The 17,732-nt window shown below is 59.3% G+C and carries 17 protein-coding genes; 13 read left to right on the plus strand and 4 right to left on the minus strand.

What is annotated here, in order from left to right; translation table 11 throughout:
* Positions 1 to 120: 120 nt before the first annotated feature.
* The 8 genes from VL130_RS11130 to VL130_RS11165 all read left to right on the plus strand — a co-directional run bounded on the left by VL130_RS11130 (position 121) and on the right by VL130_RS11165 (position 10,799).
* Positions 121 to 1,224, plus strand: a complete 1,104-nt coding sequence (locus VL130_RS11130) for an ABC transporter ATP-binding protein (protein WP_325362969.1) — start codon at positions 121 to 123, stop codon at positions 1,222 to 1,224.
* Positions 1,224 to 2,102 (plus strand): sugar ABC transporter permease, encoded by an 879-nt coding sequence (locus tag VL130_RS11135; RefSeq protein ID WP_325362970.1) that lies wholly within the window; start codon positions 1,224 to 1,226, stop codon positions 2,100 to 2,102. The genes VL130_RS11130 and VL130_RS11135 overlap by 1 nt, the downstream gene beginning before the upstream one ends.
* Positions 2,099 to 2,935 (plus strand): carbohydrate ABC transporter permease, encoded by an 837-nt coding sequence (locus VL130_RS11140; protein WP_325362971.1) that lies wholly within the window; start codon positions 2,099 to 2,101, stop codon positions 2,933 to 2,935. The genes VL130_RS11135 and VL130_RS11140 overlap by 4 nt, the downstream gene beginning before the upstream one ends.
* Positions 2,932 to 4,242: an extracellular solute-binding protein gene (locus VL130_RS11145; protein WP_325362973.1), complete on the plus strand. Its 1,311-nt coding sequence runs from the start codon at positions 2,932 to 2,934 to the stop codon at positions 4,240 to 4,242. The genes VL130_RS11140 and VL130_RS11145 overlap by 4 nt, the downstream gene beginning before the upstream one ends.
* 111 nt (positions 4,243 to 4,353) lie before the next feature.
* Positions 4,354 to 5,505 carry an aldose epimerase family protein gene (locus VL130_RS11150; protein ID WP_325362974.1) on the plus strand — a complete coding sequence of 384 codons (1,152 nt, stop codon included), beginning with the start codon at positions 4,354 to 4,356 and terminating at the stop codon, positions 5,503 to 5,505.
* A gap of 9 nt (positions 5,506 to 5,514) precedes the next feature.
* A complete protein-coding gene (locus VL130_RS11155) occupies positions 5,515 to 6,714 on the plus strand; it encodes a cellulase family glycosylhydrolase (RefSeq protein ID WP_325362975.1) in 1,200 nt (399 codons plus the stop codon).
* Positions 6,715 to 6,749: 35 nt separating this feature from the next.
* The gene (locus tag VL130_RS11160) at positions 6,750 to 7,874 is read left to right on the plus strand and encodes a 1,4-beta-xylanase (RefSeq protein WP_325362976.1); all 1,125 of its coding nucleotides are present in this window, start codon (positions 6,750 to 6,752) and stop codon (positions 7,872 to 7,874) included.
* Between the two features lie 189 nt (positions 7,875 to 8,063).
* Positions 8,064 to 10,799 carry a TonB-dependent receptor gene (locus VL130_RS11165; RefSeq protein ID WP_325362978.1) on the plus strand — a complete coding sequence of 912 codons (2,736 nt, stop codon included), beginning with the start codon at positions 8,064 to 8,066 and terminating at the stop codon, positions 10,797 to 10,799.
* A 173-nt stretch (positions 10,800 to 10,972) separates the two neighbouring features.
* Here VL130_RS11165 and VL130_RS11170 read toward each other — a convergent pair whose 3' ends face one another.
* Both VL130_RS11170 and VL130_RS11175 read right to left on the minus strand, forming a co-directional pair.
* Complete coding sequence (locus VL130_RS11170) at positions 10,973 to 11,713, minus strand: FadR/GntR family transcriptional regulator (RefSeq protein ID WP_325362980.1); 741 nt, start codon at positions 11,711 to 11,713, stop codon at positions 10,973 to 10,975.
* A 329-nt stretch (positions 11,714 to 12,042) separates the two neighbouring features.
* Positions 12,043 to 13,722: a sialidase family protein gene (locus VL130_RS11175; protein ID WP_325362981.1), complete on the minus strand. Its 1,680-nt coding sequence runs from the start codon at positions 13,720 to 13,722 to the stop codon at positions 12,043 to 12,045.
* Between the two features lie 46 nt (positions 13,723 to 13,768).
* On the opposite strand from VL130_RS11175, the gene VL130_RS11180 reads away from it, so the two are divergent.
* The gene (locus tag VL130_RS11180; RefSeq protein ID WP_325362982.1) at positions 13,769 to 13,954 is read left to right on the plus strand and encodes a hypothetical protein; all 186 of its coding nucleotides are present in this window, start codon (positions 13,769 to 13,771) and stop codon (positions 13,952 to 13,954) included.
* Between the two features lie 278 nt (positions 13,955 to 14,232).
* Here VL130_RS11180 and VL130_RS11185 read toward each other — a convergent pair whose 3' ends face one another.
* Positions 14,233 to 14,670: a GNAT family N-acetyltransferase gene (locus tag VL130_RS11185; RefSeq protein WP_325362983.1), complete on the minus strand. Its 438-nt coding sequence runs from the start codon at positions 14,668 to 14,670 to the stop codon at positions 14,233 to 14,235.
* A 165-nt stretch (positions 14,671 to 14,835) separates the two neighbouring features.
* Here VL130_RS11185 and VL130_RS11190 point away from each other — a divergent pair, with 165 nt between their 5' ends.
* The 4 genes from VL130_RS11190 (at position 14,836) to VL130_RS11205 (ending at position 16,795) form a co-directional block, all read left to right on the plus strand.
* Positions 14,836 to 15,291: a hypothetical protein gene (locus tag VL130_RS11190; protein ID WP_325362984.1), complete on the plus strand. Its 456-nt coding sequence runs from the start codon at positions 14,836 to 14,838 to the stop codon at positions 15,289 to 15,291.
* A gap of 62 nt (positions 15,292 to 15,353) precedes the next feature.
* The gene (locus tag VL130_RS11195) at positions 15,354 to 15,584 is read left to right on the plus strand and encodes an alkylphosphonate utilization protein (protein WP_325362985.1); all 231 of its coding nucleotides are present in this window, start codon (positions 15,354 to 15,356) and stop codon (positions 15,582 to 15,584) included.
* Between the two features lie 6 nt (positions 15,585 to 15,590).
* Complete coding sequence (locus tag VL130_RS11200) at positions 15,591 to 16,355, plus strand: hypothetical protein (protein WP_325362986.1); 765 nt, start codon at positions 15,591 to 15,593, stop codon at positions 16,353 to 16,355.
* Between the two features lie 2 nt (positions 16,356 to 16,357).
* Complete coding sequence (locus tag VL130_RS11205; protein WP_325362987.1) at positions 16,358 to 16,795, plus strand: GNAT family N-acetyltransferase; 438 nt, start codon at positions 16,358 to 16,360, stop codon at positions 16,793 to 16,795.
* On the opposite strand, the gene VL130_RS11210 is transcribed toward VL130_RS11205, so the two are convergent.
* Complete coding sequence (locus VL130_RS11210) at positions 16,796 to 17,728, minus strand: alpha/beta hydrolase (RefSeq protein WP_325362988.1); 933 nt, start codon at positions 17,726 to 17,728, stop codon at positions 16,796 to 16,798.
* Positions 17,729 to 17,732 lie beyond the last annotated feature (4 nt).

Consider the following 17,732-nt stretch of genomic DNA (forward strand, 5'->3'; position numbering starts at 1 on the left):
TGCAAACGCCGGGGTCTTTTATTGTGGCCAAAGCCAGCTTTTAACGCCAGGCAAAATACGATATGCACATGCCAATCGCACCTCAAGGCGCGAGACAGACAAGGGCGGATATAAAGCGGAATGGGTGCGCATAATCAGGGGCTTGAGTTTCGCCATGTCGTCAAAGCCTACGATGATCTGTGCGTTTTCGAGAACCTTTCGCTGACCATCGGGACCGGCGAATTCTTTGTTATCCTTGGGCCTTCCGGTTGCGGCAAGACCACCCTGCTGCGCCTGATCGCCGGGCTGGAAAAGGTCGATGGCGGTGAAATCTGGCTGAATGGCCGGGCGATCCATAATCAGGCGGCGGGCGATCGGGGCGTCGCTATGGTGTTCCAGGACTACGCCCTCTATCCCCATATGACGGTCAGCGAAAACCTCGCCTTCGGCCTGCGCAACATGGGCGTGCCGACCGTCGAGATTGCCGCCCGCATTGCCGATACGGCCAAAATACTGGCCATCGAGCCTTTTCTCGACAAGCGGCCGTCCAAGCTGTCCGGCGGCCAGCAACAGCGCGTGGCGCTGGGGCGGGCGCTGGTCAAGAAACCCGATCTGCTGCTGATGGACGAACCCCTGTCGAGCCTTGATCCGGCGCTGCGTTTGCGGACCCGCCGCGAACTGGCGCAACTGAGCCGCAGCCTGTCGGCCACGGTGGTGATGGTGACCCACGATCAGGTCGAGGCCATGACCCTGGCGTCGCGGATCATGGTCATGCACGATCATGTCGTCCAGCAGATCGGCACGCCGCTGGAAATCTTCATGCGGCCGGCGAACTTGTTCGTGGCGCAGTTTGTCGGCGCCACGCCGATGAACGTGCTGGCCGGACAGTTGCGCAATGGCAGCGATGGTCTGGCGGAAATGACGCTGGCCGGTGGCGCGGTGGTGAAGACGGCAGTGCCGACGGCGAATCTATCCGAAGGCTTGTGGCGAATCGGCTTGCGGGCCGAACATGTGATGCTGACCGCGCCGGACGGCGGCCTTTCCGGCGTCGTTGATTTTGTCGAACGGCTGGGTGAGCAATCCTGGGTCCATGTGCGGCTGGGGGACGGCAGCGAAGTGGTGGCGGCCCAGGCCGGCGTCAGTGCGCTTCAGGCCGGGGATGCGGTTGGCGTGACCCTCAATGGCGCGCAGGCGCATCTGTTCGATGCGGCGGGTGCGGCCTACCACGCGCCGGAGCCGGCGTGATGACGACGCGCGGTGCGCCAAAGGGCTGGGGAAACCTCCTGTTCGCCTTGCCGTTTTTGGCCGTTTATCTATGGCTGCTTGTCTATCCGCTGCTCGCCGGTATCCGCCTCAGTCTTTACCGCGCCAATCTGTTCGGTGGCGAGCACTTCATCGGCTTTGAGAACTATGCCCGGCTGTTCCGTGACCGGACCTTCATCCAGGCGCTGGGTAACAGCCTCCTGTTCGTGGTGCTGACCGTACCGCTGCTGATTGTCCTGGCGCTGGGTCTGGCCCTGGCGCTCAACAGGGGGACGCGTTTCGCCGGTTTCATGCGCAGCGTCGTCTTCGCCTCGTCGGTCCTGTCGGTGACTGTGCTGACGATCATCTGGCGGCAGATACTGGTGCCGGATGGTGGCCTGATCAGCCATTTCAGCCGCCTGATTGGCCAGACGCCGGTAGCCTTCCTCAATGACCCGAAACTGGTCCTGCCGAGCCTGGCCATCATTACCGTCTGGTGGAGCCTCGGCCTGCCGATGATCCTGTTCCTGTCTGCGCTCCAGCAGGCGCCGCGTTCGGTCTATGAGGCGGCGGCGCTCGATCGCGCCACGCCCTGGTCAATCTTCCGACGCATCACCCTGCCGGCGGTCATGCCGGCGGTGATACTGGTCGCGGCCTATGAATGCGCCTTGCAGTTTCAGGTGTTCGGCCAGCCGCAGTTGCTGACTCAGGGCGGTCCGAACGGCGCGTCGCGGCCGCTGGTGCTTTATATTTATGAGACTGGCTTCAATCACTGGGATATTGGCTATGCCGCGGCCGCCTCACAGATGCTGTTCGCGCTGATCCTGGTGGTGTCACTGGTGCCGCAAGCCGGACGTTGGTTGATAAGGGGGCGGGCATGAGCCAGGCGCGCGGCCGCGAGGTGTGGCAATGGCTGAGATACGCTTTTTGCGCCGTCATGCTGGTGCTGATCCTGCTGCCGCTGGTTTGGACGGTGTTTCTCAGTCTGCGCAGCAATATCGATCTGATGCGGCAGGCGCCCTTGAGCCTTTTCGGCCCCTATACCTTGGGCAATTATGGCGAGCTGCTGAAAAACCAGACCCTGTTCCGCTGGTTCTTCAACTCGATGATCGTTTCCGGCTTTTCGGTAGCGGGTGTGCTGGTCCTGTCGTCGCTGGCCGGCTACGCCTTCGGACGGCTGCATTTTCCTTTCCGGAACTGGCTTTATGTGTTCGTGCTGATGGGGCTGGCGATCCCCGATCAGTCGGTTATCCTGACGCGGCATCACATTTTCAGCACCCTGCACTGGCACAACACCTATCTGGCGCTGATCCTGCCGGGACTTTCGGCGCCGCTGGGCGTCTTCCTGATGACCGAGACCTTCCGGGCGATTCCGAAGGGCATGGAGGACGCGGCCAGGCTCGACCGGGCGTCGCCGTTGATGGTCTTCTGGAAAATCCTGTTGCCGCAGACCTTGCCGGCGCAGGCCAGCCTCGGCATCTATACGTTTCTGCTGTCGTGGAATGATTACTGGTGGCCGCTGATCTCCGCCACCCGACCGGACATGTTCACGCTGACCGAAGGCATGGCGGCGGCGCAGACCAATTATGCCGAAGTGACCGGAATGGGGGTGCTGATGGCGGAGGCGGTGCTCGCGGGATTGCCGGTGCTGATCATCTATATCGCCTTCCAGAAGCATATCGTTTCGGCCATCACCGGCATGGTGAAGCTATGAAACGGTTTCTGTTCCTGCTGATGGCGCTGACTCTGGGGTCTTGCGAAAAAACCGATACGCGCCCCACAATCACCGTGCAGCGCATCTTTGGCGACTGCCGCGCCCATGTGCCGAAAGGCAAGGCGCCGACCGCCAATCCCAATGGCGAATGCGAGATCATCACCGGCCTGCTGGATCGCTTCGAGGCCGAAAATCCCGATATCCATCTGAAGATCATTACCGTGGCCTGGCCGGGCTATGACCAGCTTTCGGCGGAATATGCCGCCGATGACGCGCCGGATCTTGTCACCATGCACATGGCGGTGATCCCCGATTACAAGAGTCATCATCTGCTGATGCCGCTGTCTGAAAGCCTGAAAGAGCAGGGGATTACGCCGGACCAGTTCACGCCGGTGGCGCGCCGGGCGGTCAGTATGGACGGCGACATTTACGGCCTGCCGTTCGACACCTGGACCCAGCTTTTCCATATCAATATGAATCTGTTCGCCAAGGCCGGGCTGGTAAAGAATGGCAAACCCGTCCTGCCGCGTAATGCCGCCGAACTGCTGGTGCAGGCGCGGCAGTTCCGCCAGCGCACGGGCAAGCCGTATTTCGTGCAGTCGATGGTCAATGAGAAGGCGGCCTATGCGCGCAATCTCTATATCTACCTGCTGGCGCAGGATGAGGTCATCTTCCCCGATCCGAACCATATCCGGCTGAATACGCCGCGCGCCCGTGAAATCGTCGGGCTGTTCAAGCAGATCTATGACGAGCGCATGACGACGCGCGATCAGGACTACGGAACCGCGACCGCCGCCTTCGTCAACGGTCAGGGCGGTGTCTACATTGTCGGCACCTGGATGATCGGCGCCTTCGATGCCGAGGCGGCCACGCCGGGTCGACCGCTCTATACGGGCTATACGGTCGTACCCTATCCGGTGCTGTTTGGTGAGCGGCCGGCGGCGTTTGTTGATGGACACGCCTGGGTGATGCCGGTCAGGGATCGCACCCCGGCACAGACAAAAGCGGTGATGCGGCTGCTGAAATTCCTCAGCGTCCACGAAGCCGACTGGACGCGCTCCGGCCATCTGTCTTCGATGAAAGCGGTGGTTAACGATCCGGCCTATCAGGCTCAGCCGCATCGCCGCGATCTGATGGACATCACCAACTATGGTCAGGGGTTGCCGATCGATGTCCAGCGGCAATTCGCCATTCAGGATATGCTGAGCGAGGAACTGGCGGCGGCGATTACCGGCGCGAAACCGGTTGATCAGGCCCTGAAAGACGCCGAAACCCGGATCAACGATATGCTGACCAACCTCTCCTGATTATTTATCACGCCGGTTCAATCGCTTATTCATACAAAGCAAATTCCCGCTTTTAATTATCTTATAAATCAGATAAACATGATTTCAAAGATATAATCAGGTGAGGATGATATGACAAAATTTCACGTGCTGACCGGCGTGGCGCTGGCGGCTTTGCTTTCGACGGCCCTGGTCTTTGCCGGCCAGGCGCAGGCCGCCGACGCCAAACGCACCGATTTCGGCAAGCTGGCGGATGGGCAAACCGTCGAGGCGATTACGCTCAGCAATCACAAGGGCATGTCAGCCACGGTCATCACCTATGGCGCCAGCCTCCAGGCGCTGATAACGCCCGATCGCAATGGTAAGCCGGCCGATATCACGCTGGGCTATGCGGATCTGGATCATTACGTCTCGAACCCGCAGTATTTCGGCGCCACGGTCGGGCGCTTCGCCAACCGCATCAACAAGGGCCAGTACAGTATCGACGGCAAATCCTACCAGGCGCCGGTCAATAACGGCGTCAATTCGCTGCACGGCGGCACCAGGGGCTTCGATAAGGTCAACTGGAAAGTGGTGAAAATCGCGGACGGCGACAGCGCCTCGGTCGAGCTGGAATATGTCAGTCCGGACGGCGACATGGGCTATCCCGGCCAGATGACGGTCCATGCGACCTATGCGTTAAATGAAGCCAACGAACTGACGATCAAATACATGGCCGCCACAACGAAGACGACCATCGTCAACATCACCAACCACGCCTACTGGAACCTCAACGGCGAAGGCTCGGCGCACAGCGTCAACGATTCGAAACTGACCCTGCTGGCCGACAGCTATTTGCCGACCGATTCCGGCGCAATTCCGACCGGCGAGGTGCGCAAGGTCGCGGGCACGGTTTTCGATTTCCGCAAGCCCACTGCCATCGGCGCTCGCGTGCGCGATGCCTCGGAGCAGCAACTGGTCTATGGCCGCGGCTACGATCACAACTGGATCGCCAGCCGTGAAAAGACGGCCCAGCCGCGTCTGATGGCCGTGGTTGAGGATGATGTCTCCGGCCGCAAGCTGGAGCTGCTGTCCGACCAACCGGGCATCCAGTTCTATTCCGGCAATTTCCTCGACGGCACCTCATCAGGCAAGTCCGGCGGCATCTACCGCGAGGGCGATGCTTTCGTTCTGGAGCCGCAGATCTTCCCCGATACGCCCAATCAGCCGGCCTTCGGCTCGGCCCTGCTGCATCCCGGCGAAACCTATTCCAACACGCTGATCTACCGTTTCAGCGCGCAATAAGGGCTACCCATGAAACCCATGAAATTCTTTATCGCCACCGGTCTGGCCCTGGCAATTCTGACCCCGGCGGCGCATGCGGAAACCGCCCGCTGGTCGCCGGAAAAGGCCAATGCCTGGTATGGTCAGCAACGCTGGCTGGTCGGGTCCAACTATATCAATTCGAGCGCCATTAACCAGCTTGAGATGTGGCAGGCCGACACCTTCAACCCGGCCGAGATTGACCGCGAACTGGGCTATGCCGAGGGCATCGGCATGAACACCATGCGCGTCTTCCTGCATGATCAGTTGTGGCAACAAGACCCGGAAGGCTTCAAGGCGCGCATCAATACCTTCCTTGATATCGCCGCCAAACACCACATCAAGCCGATGCTGGTTTTGTTCGATTCGTGCTGGGATCCGTATCCGCGCCTCGGCACGCAGCCGGCGCCGATTCCCGGCGTGCACAACTCCAGCTGGGTGCAAAGCCCCGGCGCTATCGGTCTGCGCGAGGACAATACCGCCAATCTCAAAGCCTATGTCGAGGGCATTGTCGGCGCTTTCAGTAAGGATGACCGCATCCTGGCCTGGGATCTGTGGAACGAGCCGGATAACCGCGACGGTCAGACCTCGGACTGGACGCACGACGGCGCCATTCAGGCCAAGGACGGCGGCCGTTCGGACCAGGACACCAAGGTCGCCAATGTCGATCGCCTGCTGCCGCAGGTCTTTGCCTGGGCGCGCGAGCAAAACCCGATCCAGCCCCTGACCTCCGGCGTGTGGCTGACCGCCAATGACTGGTCGCCGACGGGCAAGCGCTCAGCCACCGAAGCCATTCAGCTCGATAATTCCGACATCATCAGCTTTCATAGCTACGAGTGGCCGGAAGGCCTGGAAAAACGCATCAGAATGCTCCAGCCCTATGGCCGGCCGCTGATCCTGACCGAGTACATGGCGCGCGGTAATGGCTCAACCTTCGACAGTTCGCTGCCGCTCGGCGTCAAATACAAGGTGGCGATGATCAACTGGGGCTTCGTGCTCGGCAAAACGCAGACCAATATGCCGTGGGATTCGTGGCAGCGGCCCTATACCGCCAATCCGCCGACCCTGTGGTTCCACGATATCTTCTATGCCGATGGCAAGCCTTACCGCAAGGCCGAAACCGACCAGATTCGCGCACTCACGGCCAAGGCGGAAGCGGAATTCACTGCAAAGAGCGGGAAAACAAAGTAATGAAACCGATCAGGTATTTTTTAGTGGCGGGCAGCATGGCGTTAGCCTTATCGACTCAGGCATTTTCACCCGCGCAGGCGAAAACCCAGCGCTGGACTGCGGAAGAAGCTCACGCCTGGTATGGTCAGCAGCGCTGGCTGGTCGGCAGCAACTTCATGCCGGCCGACGCCATCAACCAGTTCGAGATGTGGCAGGCGGATACCTTCAACCCGGTCGAGATTGACCGCGAACTGGGCTATGCGGAGGGGCTGGGCATGAACACCATGCGGGTTTTCCTGCATGATCAGCTATGGGCGCAAGACCCTGAGGGGTTCAAAAAGCGCATCAGCACTTTCCTGGAGATTGCCGACAGGCATCACATCAAGCCGATGTTCGTGCTGTTCGATTCGTGCTGGGACCCCAATCCGAAGCTGGGCAAGCAGCATCCGCCGATCCCCGGCACGCATAATTCCGGTTGGGTGCAGTCGCCCGGTTCGGCCGGGCTGATGGACGAGGCCGGCTGGCCGAAATACGAGGCCTATGTGAAAGGCATCGTTGGGGCCTTTGGCAAGGACAGGCGTATCCTGGCCTGGGACGTGTGGAACGAGCCGGATAATCAGGGCGGCGGCAATTACAAACAACTCGATGAGCCGGTAAAGATCGCCCAGGTCGCCAGGCTGCTGCCGCAGGTCTTTGCCTGGACGCGCAGCCAGGACCCGATCCAGCCCCTGACCGCCGGGTTATGGCACAATGACGATTGGTCGCCCGCCGGCAAGCTGAACGCGGTCGAGCAGATTCAGGTCGATGAATCGGATGTGATCACCTTCCACAATTACGACTGGCCTGAGATGCTGGAAGCGCGCATCAAGTCGCTGCAACCTTACGGACGGCCGATGATCCTGACCGAATACATGGCGCGCGGTAACGGCTCTACCTTTGATTCTGCATTGCCGATCGCCCGCAAATACGATGTCGGCGTCATCAACTGGGGCTTCGTGGCCGGCAAGAGCCAGACCAACATGCCGTGGGATTCGTGGCAGCGGCCCTATACCCACAATCCGCCGACCCTGTGGTTCCATGATATCTTTTATGTTGATGGCACGCCCTATCGCGCCGCTGAAACCGACCAGATCAAGGCCATGACAGCCGAGGCCGAAAAAGCCTTCAAAAAGCAGCGTTAAAGCGCGGGGAGGCGCTGGCCTCCTCTGCGACTTTTTTATCACTTTTGAGATGATTGCTCAATAAGTATGATAATTATCTATTGGCGATATCTTATTTATCATATAAATAAGATATCGAAGGCGGCGGGCAAGTCTCGCGCCTGCGATCGAACAACGAAAAAAGAACAGAAACAGGAGAGGGGTTATCCCATGAAAAAGTCCACGAAGCATCTCATCCTCTGCACGGCATCCGCCGTTGCGCTGATGATAACCGCTGCGCCGGTATTCGCGCAGGAGGCAACGCCGGATTCCGCCGCCGTTCCGGCCGATGACACCCAGACGGTTGTCGTTATCGGCCAGCGCAACAGCCTGCAAAAAGCCGCAAACATCAAGCGCCGGTCCGACAATGTTGTCGATTCTATTGTCGCCGACGACATCGGCAAGTTCCCGGATAACTCGGTGGCCGCTGCGCTCCAGCGCGTACCAGGCGTCCAGACTTCGAACGGCTACAACAACGAAATCCAGGGCGTCATCATCCGCGGCCTCGGCGATATCGAGACCACGCTCGACGGCCGTGAAATCTTCACCGGCGTCGGCCGCGGCTTCGCCTTCCAGGACCTGCCGGCGGAATCGGTTTCGGGCGTCGATGTCTACAAGTCGAACTCTGCCGACCTGATTGAGGGCGGCGTGGCAGGCGTTATCAACATCAAGCGCCAGAAGCCGTTCAACTTCAAGAAGGGCCTGACCTTCGCTGGCAATGTCCGTTATAATTACGGACAGATCACCGAGAAAAGCAATGCTGTCGCCAGTATCCTGGTGTCGGATCGTTTCGACACCAATCATGGCGAGATGGGCCTGCTGCTCGACGCCTCCTATTCGAAACAGGAATTCTCGCGCCCGATCTCGTTCAACTGCGACCCCCGCTCCGGCGATCGTGGTCCGGCTGGCGGCGCTGGCGGCGTCTTGCCGACCTGCGTCGGCGGCCTGACCGATACCGGCACGACCGAACGCCCGCAAATCCTGGGTGTCTTCCAGTGGAAGCCAAATGACAATCTCGAACTCTATGCCGATGCGCAATATGCCGGCTGGAAATCGACTTTCGGCACTTTTTTCATCTTCTCCGATATCTTCGGCGCACAGAGCATCACCAATGTCGAGAACTCGGATGAATGCTTCGATATTCCCGTCAATGGGGCCGGTTTCTATGACGCCAACGGCACCGTCGTCCATAACTGTATGGGCAACAAGGCCACCTTCAACAATGTTGCCGGTCTGACCTCGACCCAAGCCAAAACGGGCAAGACCGACCAGTATATCTACGGCGGCGGCGCCAAATGGCATTCCGGCGCCTTTAGCCTGAACTGGGATCTGTCCTACATCCGCTCCTATAATGCCAATCGCAACACCATTGTCGATATCGGCAAGACGATCCCGACCGTCAACATCACGGTCAATGACGATCATCACGGCACCACAGTCATGACGGGTGATCCACTCAGCGATCCATCGGGCTTCCTATTGGCCAACGGCCTGTTCCAGGATTACAACAAATCCTATTCGGATATGTTCCAGACACGTATCGATGGTAGTTACGATTTCTCATCGGGCTTTATCAAGCAACTCCAGTTCGGTTATCGTTACGCTGACCGCAGCGCGCTGTTCCAGGCGGTTACGGCTAATCCTGGCGCGCCCGGCGGCAATCGTCAAACCTTGGTCAGCGATGTTCTGCCTGACGGTTTCCTGGTCGAATCGCCTGATAGCATCCCGGTCATCAATAACGGCGCGAAGTGGTATACGCCGGATGCCGACTATCTGCGCGACCACACCGACGAACTGCGTGCCCTCTATGGCCAGGCAGCGGGTGATCCGGCCTGGGATCCGACGCGTACCTATAATGCCAATGAAACCACCTGGGCCTTCTATGCCCAGCTCAAATACGGTTTTGATTTCGCCAATGGTATGTCGCTCGACGGTTTGATCGGCGGCCGCCAGACCTCGACGGACCGCGAGTTGAGCGGTACGGGTACAATTACTGAAATCGATCCGATCACCGGCAATCCGGTCAGCCGGCCCAATCCGCAGACACGCAGCACCAGGGATCGCGACTTCCTGCCGAACTTCAGCGCCCGCCTGCGAGCCACTGACCACCTTCAATTCCGCGCCACCTATGCGAAGACCATCGCGCGTCCGTTCTTCGGCGACTTAAACCCCGGAATCACCTATTCGGTTCCGCTCAATGCCAATATCCTGCCCAGCGCCGGTGGCGGCAATCCGGACCTGCGTCCGGAAAAGTCCGACAACTACGACCTGACAGCGGAATATTACTGGGGCCGCAGCAACTACGTGTCCCTGGCCCTGTATGATCGTGAAATCGTCGATCGTGTCGCGACCGGCACGACGCGACAGAATATCGGCGGTATTGACTATATCGTCACCCAACCGCTGAACCTGGGTTCGTCCAAGCTGCATGGTTTTGAAGTAGCGGGGCAGGTCTTTTTTGACTTCCTGCCAGAAGGCTGGAACGGTCTGGGCCTGATGGCTAACTACACCTATGCGCCATCGGAAGTAACCGATCCGAACAGTGATCTCTATGGTGAGCAGATACTGGGCGTTTCAAAAACCGCCTATAATGTGGGTCTGTTGTATGAAAAATACGGTATTACTGCCCGTGTCGTTTATAACTGGCGCAGCGAATATACCGATGGCTTCTTCGGTGCCAAGCTGGTCACGCCGGGCTTTGATGGGGCGCAGTTCAACTATGTCCGTCCGAATGGCCGTCTCGACTTCTCGATCGGCTATGACATCAACGAGCACTTCACCGTCAGCGTCGATGGCGTGAATGTCAACGGTGGCAAGTACTACAGCTACTTCGATACGCCGATCTTCCCACACGACATCCGCTTCGACGACAAGTTCTACGGTATTACGTTGCGCGCGAAGTACTAGCCGACTACCGGGCGCGGGCCTGCTTTCCCTTTGGGTCCGCGCCGACTGGCATCAAAAGATCTCCCGGTCGTGATGCCGCCTTTGCGGGGAGGAAGCCCAAAGTTCCCTAACGAAAACCTTTCCTCCTGACGTGCCGGTCGCCACTCCCTGCTTGGGTTGGCCGGCACGTTTTTTTATTGGCCGCCCAGCCGGTTCACTTCTTCCTGGGCATGGATAACATCGAGCACGTCATTGACGATCAGGAACATCGCCGCATAGGCCCGTTGCGGGTCACGGTCGAAGATCGCCTTCATGATGTTTTCGTGGGCTTCCAGGTTCGGCGTCACCTTGTTGATGCGGGTGGTGAACTTGATCGAGGTCTGGAGCGCCGTGCGGATCAGTTCCTGAAACTGATAATAGAACGGATTGCCGGAAGCCAGCAGGATCGAGATGTGGAAATCGATGTCGGCCTGGGTCGGGTCGCCGTGACCATGTTCGGCCTCAGCCATGCGCTGGAACGCCGCCTTCATGCGCTGGAGGTCTTCATAGGTGGCGTTACGGGCGGCCAGTTCGGCGCCCTTGGGTTCGATGGAGACGCGCAGTTCGGTGAACTGACGCAACAATTGCAATGAAAATTTGCGCTCCAGCAGCCAGCGCAGCACATCCTTGTCGAGCAGGTTCCAATACAGGGTGGGCTGTATTACCGTGCCCTGGCGGGGGCGGGCAGTCAGCAGGCCCTTGGCCGTCAGCATCTTGACCGCTTCGCGCGTCACCGAGCGGCTGACCTTGTACTGGTCGGCGAGGGCGGCTTCGGTCGGGAAAATCTTGTTGTCGTAAAAACCGGTGACGATGGCCTTGCCAAGGTGATCCAGCAGGCCGACTGTCAGGTTGCGGCCGAGCGACAGGCTGGTAGCGGACTCTTTTTCAACGTGCATGGCGTGGGATTTATACCGGAAAAGCGGAACAAGGCAGATGCGTCATTGGTCCGAGTCGCAAATGAAAAGTCAAGCATCTCATTTATATTATTAATATTTTGTTTGTTCCGCGAAAAAGCCCCGGCAGATTCATCTGCCGGGGCTTTTTCGGATGAAGCGCTTTTTCGGGCGAAGATCAGGTGTGTTAGAGACTGTTTTGAAAATGCGTCAGGCTGAGCCGAAACGGGCTGATTTCGAGAACCGGAGCGCAGCGTATTTAAGTATGTGAGCACCGGAAGCGCTGAAAAGAGCACGTTGCAGGCCAGCATAACGCATTTGCAAACAGTCTCTTAGCTGGTTTTGGTGATTGTGACCGTAAAAGGCGCAGATGTGGTAACCGTCGGATCGGCGGCGCTGGTGGCGGTCAGGGTGCCGCTATAGGTGGTTGAGACCGGGGTGGGCGTCGTGCCGCCACCGCCGCCGGAAGAACCGCCGCCCCCACCGCAACCCGTCAGGATCAGTGGCAGGGCGAGCAGGGCCAGGAGCGGATAAACGCGTCCATTCTTGTGCCGGATGCCGATCAGGCCCAGAAGCGCCACGCCGAACAGGCCGGCGAAAAGGACACGGCTATTGGTGGCGGCCAGGGTGGTCGGCTTGACCGTGACCTGCACGGTGGTGTCGGTGATGGCGGACAGCGTGACAGAGGCATCGGACAGGGTGACCTCCGCCGGAAGGCCGGGGATATCGACGCTCAGATTGTAGACGCCGGCCTGATTGGCTGAACTGCGCAGGCTGACCGTGCCGGTCGCCGATGCGCCCTTGGCGACCGACAAGGTGGTGGCCGAGGCCTTGACACCGCCAAGTGGCGCGACCTTGAAATAGGTCTTGCAGGTATTGCCACTGACAAAATCGGACGCCAGTTGCAGCAGTTTTTTGCCGCCGTCCAAAGCCAGCAACGGCGAGGAATAGTTCTGGCAGAAATTGCCCGCGGTGCCCGCCGGCATGGTGATGGCCGTGGCGGCATCGAAAGCGACCCAGGGGCCGGTGCCGTCACCCGCCGCATTGAGCAGAAGGGTCTTGCCGTTTCCGGTTATCGGCGCGCCGTTTTTCACGAAGATCTGGCCTTGAAGGACCAGTTGCCCCGTGGCCGAACCCGCGACCGGCGCCCAGGCCAGGGTTGGGGTATGCCAGAAGGTCGCGCCATTGTCCGTGGCGATCGCGGCTCCGTGGCTGGCCGGATCGCCCCAGTTCACGCCATCGGGCGAGGTTTTCAGGAAGGCGGCGCAGTTGAGCGGGCCGCACATTTCAAAGCTCATCAGGTAGCTGCTGTCCGGCAATCTGACCACATTGGCCATGCCGGGGCGATCGGCTTGGGTGTTGCTGGCGACGATCTCGATCGGCGTGCTCCAGGTCACGCCATCACTGGATTGCGTCAGTTTGAGCACCTGCGAATGGCCGGTTTCAGTTTCGTCGGAATAGAAGCAGATCAGTTTGCCGTCCTGGCCGATGGTGAATTCCGGTTCCCACAGGCCCCCGCCGTTGCGCGGTTTTGAACCGGTGGCGCAGTTGGAGAGATAGGCCCAGTGCGCGCCCTGGTCGGTGCTCTTGAATATCCGGAGTTGCATCGGTTCTGCTGCTGTATCGCCGCCGACCGAACCGGCCCAGAGCAGGGTGCCCGCCGGCATGGCGCCGATAGCGACCGGCAGTTCATACAGTCCGCCGCAGCACAGGCCCTTGTTGAAGTTTGTGTCGGTCACCTGGCCCGCGAGGGTGAAGCTCAGGCCGTGGTCATGGCTGACGAATATGTCTTCGTGGCCGCCGCCGGTAAAGCTGGTGACGCTGGCGATGATGGCGCCATTCTTCGAGTTGTCGGCATTGTGGCTGAGCGCGACGATGCGCGGGTACAGGCCGTCGTTTTCACTCAGCAGGGCCTGACCGGCAAAAGCGCGTGTCGAGGTCAGCCCGATCGACAGGCACAGGCCCGCCAACAGAAAAATGACAGCAGCAGTGAACCGGTTCTTTCGATACATGATGACTCTCCCTTATTATACTATTTATAAGATAAATAAATGAGATATGTCAATCGCCAGCGTTCCGGTACGTGATGTGCGTTTTGACCGGCTATTTATCCTTGCCATGCACCTGCCGGCAGATTTCCGGCGCCGACGGGTGTTTCGCGTGACATCGCTTATCCGCCATATGGGTGAAAAAGGCGCTCAGCAGCCACCACCAAACGGCGATGCAGAACGCGATACTCGATAAGATAACCCATCCCCGAAAAGAAATACGTAAGATCATTACGGCTGAAGCCTCTGTGTCTCTAATGAGAGGGAGAGCATATACTCGGAATAGCGGCGGATTATGTGAAGCGATATAAGAGCATGGTTAACGGCTTTATAATTCTCTACGGGAGAATAACTCTCACCATACTGCGATCTGGTCAATAGTTGTATGGCAATCAGCCGTGCATAAAATTTATTATAGTATCTTGTTAATATTATTTGTTAACTATACTTACAAATTTCATGTAAGCGTGGACGTCAGGTCAATGTTTTCTGCATAGTGATATGCGGTAGGGTCACTTCCTCGAAGACGTCTCCCGCCGCCATATATCCATTCCGGGCATAGAAGGGTTGGGCGGTGACGCGGGCGGCCAGGGTGATGCGTGTCTTGCCGGCGGCGCGCGCTTCGGCTTCGGCGGCGGCCAGCAATCGTGCGCCGACGCCCTGGCCCTGTATGGCGTCATCGACCGCCATCTGGCGCAGTTTCATTGTCTGATCGTCATAAGTTGACACGAGCACCGTTCCCACCAGTTCCTCGTCTTCAAAGGCAGCGAGATGGATATCGCCGGCCTCGGCCGCCAGTTGCGTGGAAGTGAAATCGAGACCAAGTGGCGTGCGCAGAAGGGCGCGGCGCAGATTGACGGCGGCGGCATAGTCGGCGGAACCGTGAATGATAGGGCGGATGGAAAGGGACATGGGCGGAGTCCTGATGTTATGCTGTTGGATGGCAGGCGGGGATAATGGCAAGTTGGTGGCGCTTATGATCAGCAATTTACAAAATCATGTGAGGCCGAACATGGCTTTATATATATTCAGCCCTTAATGCTGATCACGAATATGACCTCTATGCGGAGAAAGCCCATGAAAAACCTTGTCAAACTCGCCAGCCTGACCACGGTTGCCGCGATGGTGCTGCTGAGCGCCTGTTCGCCCAGGCCGGGTGACGATGAGGTCGCGGCCTCGCAGGCCTCCGAATCGGCCGCTATGTCGATTACCGCCGCCGAGGCGGCCTCGCAGGCCGTGGCCGAAGCAATGACCAGCGTGGACGCCACCGGTTATGTCGGCAAATGGACCGGTCCGGAGGGCACGGCCCTGACCATTACCCCGGCTGGCAGCGAATATGAGGTCGTGATCACCAATCTCGACGGTCCGCGCACCTTTACCGGCACGCTGGAAGGCGACGGCATCCATATCACCCGCGATGCGTCGCCCCTGGTCATCCACAAGGGGGACGGCCAGGCGACGGGCATGAAGTGGCTGGCCGATAAAAAGGATTGCCTCGTGGTCGCGGCCAATGAAGGATTCTGCAAGGATTAGTCATTTGCCGCCGGGCCGCACGTAGGGTAGGCGGAGAAATGCTTTGGGCAAGGGTATTACAAATGGCTGACGACGACATCATCGTAAAGGATTCCAACGGTACGCAGTTGCATGACGGCGACAGCGTGACCCTGATCAAGGACCTGAAGGTCAAGGGCAGCGGCGGGGTGACGCTGAAGCGCGGCACCCTGATCAAAAATATCCGCCTGACCTACGACGAGGCGGAAATTGAATGCAACGCCGATAAGGTCAAGGGACTGGTTTTGCGGACGGAATTCGTCAAAAAGGCTTAGGGGGCCATGAAGCGTAGCGTACAATCGATTGTCGTTCTGGCGCTGGCCATCGCCCAGATCGCGACCGCGCGCCTGATGGTCGCATTCGGCATTGGGGAGCCGGTCGAGGTGCAGTCGGCCCTGATCAATCATCCGCTGGTACCCTACAAGACGGCTTTCATTATCTGGGGCGTGATCTATGCCTACGCCCTGGTCGCCGCCATCTGGCAGATCATGCCGCGCCAGAAGGAAAACGTGGCGCTGGAAACGGTCGACTGGAATCTGATCGTCGTCTGGCTGGTCAATTCGCTGTGGCAATTATGGGTGCCGGTGATCGGCCTGGAATGGATCAGCTTCTGCCTGATCGCCGTCGCTGTCTTCGCGGGGCTGAACGGCCTGCTGAAACTGCGCAACGAACTGAACCTGTCCCTGAAAGAGAAAATTCTGGTCGCCGGCCCGCTGGCCCTGGTGACCGGCTGGCTCACCGCCGCCTGTTTCGTCAACTTCACCTCGGCCATGATCTGGACGGGGTTCGGCCTTGATGCCGGCAATGCCGCCGTATCCGCCGTCTTCCTGATCGGCCTGATCGCCTTTGGCGGATGGATGGTCTACCGCACGGGCAACAGCCTCTACGCCGCCGGATTGGCGTGGGCGCTGTTCTGGGTGATGGTCGCCAACCAGAGTCGTGACCACGAACCGGCCATGGTCGTCATCGCGGCCATAGGCATTGCCGTGGTGGCGGGTATCCGGATTTATGTGCAGTGGCGCAAGCCGCAGGCGCTGGCGGTCTGACCATGCAGGTTTTTCCCGCGACGGCTGAGGACAAGGCGGAATGGTTGCCGCTGTGGCGCGCCTATCTCGATTTCTACAAGCAGGCGCTGGATGACGAAATCACCGACCTGACTTTCGCGCGGGCGCTGGACGGCGACGAAAACCTGAATCTGCTGGTCGCCAAAAGCGAGGGCCGGATCGTCGGTTTCGCCACCTATGTGCTGCACCGCTCAAGCTGGGCGCGGGACTGGTATTGCTATCTCGAAGACCTGTTCGTGGCGGCCGACCAGCGCGGCAAGGGCGTGGCGCGGGCGCTGATCGCCGCCGTGGCCGAGGCTGGCAAGGCAAAGGGCGCCGAACGGCTCTACTGGGTCACGGATGAGGCCAATAAAACCGCCCAGGCGCTGTATGAAAAGCTGGCGACGAAGACCGATTTCATTCAATTCCGCCACGATTTATAATCATTTCAGGGCCGCTTCGAGCGCCGACTGAAAAGTTGCCGGCTGGTCGAGCATGATGAAGTGGCGGCTGTTGTCGATGCGGCTGAAGGTGATGTTCGGCTTGGCGGCGTAGCTGCTCTTGTAAACCGCTTCGGTGGTGGCGGCGTCCTCGCCGGTGGTGATCGGGAAAATCAGGACGGTCGGGGTATCAATGCCCGCCAGATCCGGGCGCAGGTCGATAGTCAGGTCTTCATAGAAGCTTTCTGCCAATACACGGCGGTCTGAGGTCAATGACCAATCGAGCACCTTCGCCTGATCGTCGGGAGCCGTGACCATACGGGCGGCGCCGGCGGTCTGCTGTGCCCTGAAGGCGTCTGTCGGGGCAGCGATCATACCGTCACGCATGGCGACGGCCTGGGGCCTGACCATCTCGACCGTGGCCATCGGATTGAAGAGCGCCCCAACATAGGGCAGGGCGTCGACGATGACCAGCCGGCCGGCATCCTCCGGATGGGCTTTCGCCAGCATCAGGGCCATCAGGCCGCCCAGCGAATGACCAACCACGACCGGCTTTTGCAAATGATTGGCCTTGATATAGGCGTCGATCGCTCCCACCGACGGCGGGAGGATATCGCCCACAGCATTGGCGCCAGCGGGTTCGCCGGCGAAACCGGCCAGGTTCAGCACATGAAGACGATAATGGCCGTTCAAGTGCGTCACGGTGTCGTCCCACACGCTTGCGGAAGACGCGAGGCCGGGGATCAGGATGACGTCCGGGCCTTCGCCGCTGACCGTCACCGAAAAGCGGGCGGTGGCGGCATCGGGGAAGGGTGCGGCCGCTTTGGAATGGCCGGCGGTCATCGCCGCCACAATGCCGATAATAACGGCGATCAGCGCCATCGGGCGGTTGAAAATGCCGCTCCTGCGGCGATCGGGACAATTGAAGCCGGACATGGGA

This window comes from Asticcacaulis sp., assembly GCF_035497195.1.
Taxonomy (GTDB): Bacteria; Pseudomonadota; Alphaproteobacteria; order Caulobacterales; family Caulobacteraceae; genus Asticcacaulis.

Bases quoted from the DNA above. Each gene is read 5' to 3' on its own strand.
- VL130_RS11130 (WP_325362969.1), top strand. From the start codon at position 121: ATGGGTGCGCATAATCAGGGGCTTGAGTTTCGCCATGTCGTCAAAGCC.
- VL130_RS11135 (WP_325362970.1), top strand. From the start codon at position 1,224: ATGACGACGCGCGGTGCGCCAAAGGGCTGGGGAAACCTCCTGTTCGCC.
- VL130_RS11140 (WP_325362971.1), top strand. From the start codon at position 2,099: ATGAGCCAGGCGCGCGGCCGCGAGGTGTGGCAATGGCTGAGATACGCT.
- VL130_RS11145 (WP_325362973.1), top strand. From the start codon at position 2,932: ATGAAACGGTTTCTGTTCCTGCTGATGGCGCTGACTCTGGGGTCTTGC.
- VL130_RS11150 (WP_325362974.1), top strand. From the start codon at position 4,354: ATGACAAAATTTCACGTGCTGACCGGCGTGGCGCTGGCGGCTTTGCTT.
- VL130_RS11155 (WP_325362975.1), top strand. From the start codon at position 5,515: ATGAAACCCATGAAATTCTTTATCGCCACCGGTCTGGCCCTGGCAATT.
- VL130_RS11160 (WP_325362976.1), top strand. From the start codon at position 6,750: ATGGCGTTAGCCTTATCGACTCAGGCATTTTCACCCGCGCAGGCGAAA.
- VL130_RS11165 (WP_325362978.1), top strand. From the start codon at position 8,064: ATGAAAAAGTCCACGAAGCATCTCATCCTCTGCACGGCATCCGCCGTT.
- VL130_RS11170 (WP_325362980.1), bottom strand. From the start codon at position 11,713: ATGCACGTTGAAAAAGAGTCCGCTACCAGCCTGTCGCTCGGCCGCAAC.
- VL130_RS11175 (WP_325362981.1), bottom strand. From the start codon at position 13,722: ATGTATCGAAAGAACCGGTTCACTGCTGCTGTCATTTTTCTGTTGGCG.
- VL130_RS11180 (WP_325362982.1), top strand. From the start codon at position 13,769: ATGTCAATCGCCAGCGTTCCGGTACGTGATGTGCGTTTTGACCGGCTA.
- VL130_RS11185 (WP_325362983.1), bottom strand. From the start codon at position 14,670: ATGTCCCTTTCCATCCGCCCTATCATTCACGGTTCCGCCGACTATGCC.
- VL130_RS11190 (WP_325362984.1), top strand. From the start codon at position 14,836: ATGAAAAACCTTGTCAAACTCGCCAGCCTGACCACGGTTGCCGCGATG.
- VL130_RS11195 (WP_325362985.1), top strand. From the start codon at position 15,354: ATGGCTGACGACGACATCATCGTAAAGGATTCCAACGGTACGCAGTTG.
- VL130_RS11200 (WP_325362986.1), top strand. From the start codon at position 15,591: ATGAAGCGTAGCGTACAATCGATTGTCGTTCTGGCGCTGGCCATCGCC.
- VL130_RS11205 (WP_325362987.1), top strand. From the start codon at position 16,358: ATGCAGGTTTTTCCCGCGACGGCTGAGGACAAGGCGGAATGGTTGCCG.
- VL130_RS11210 (WP_325362988.1), bottom strand. From the start codon at position 17,728: ATGTCCGGCTTCAATTGTCCCGATCGCCGCAGGAGCGGCATTTTCAAC.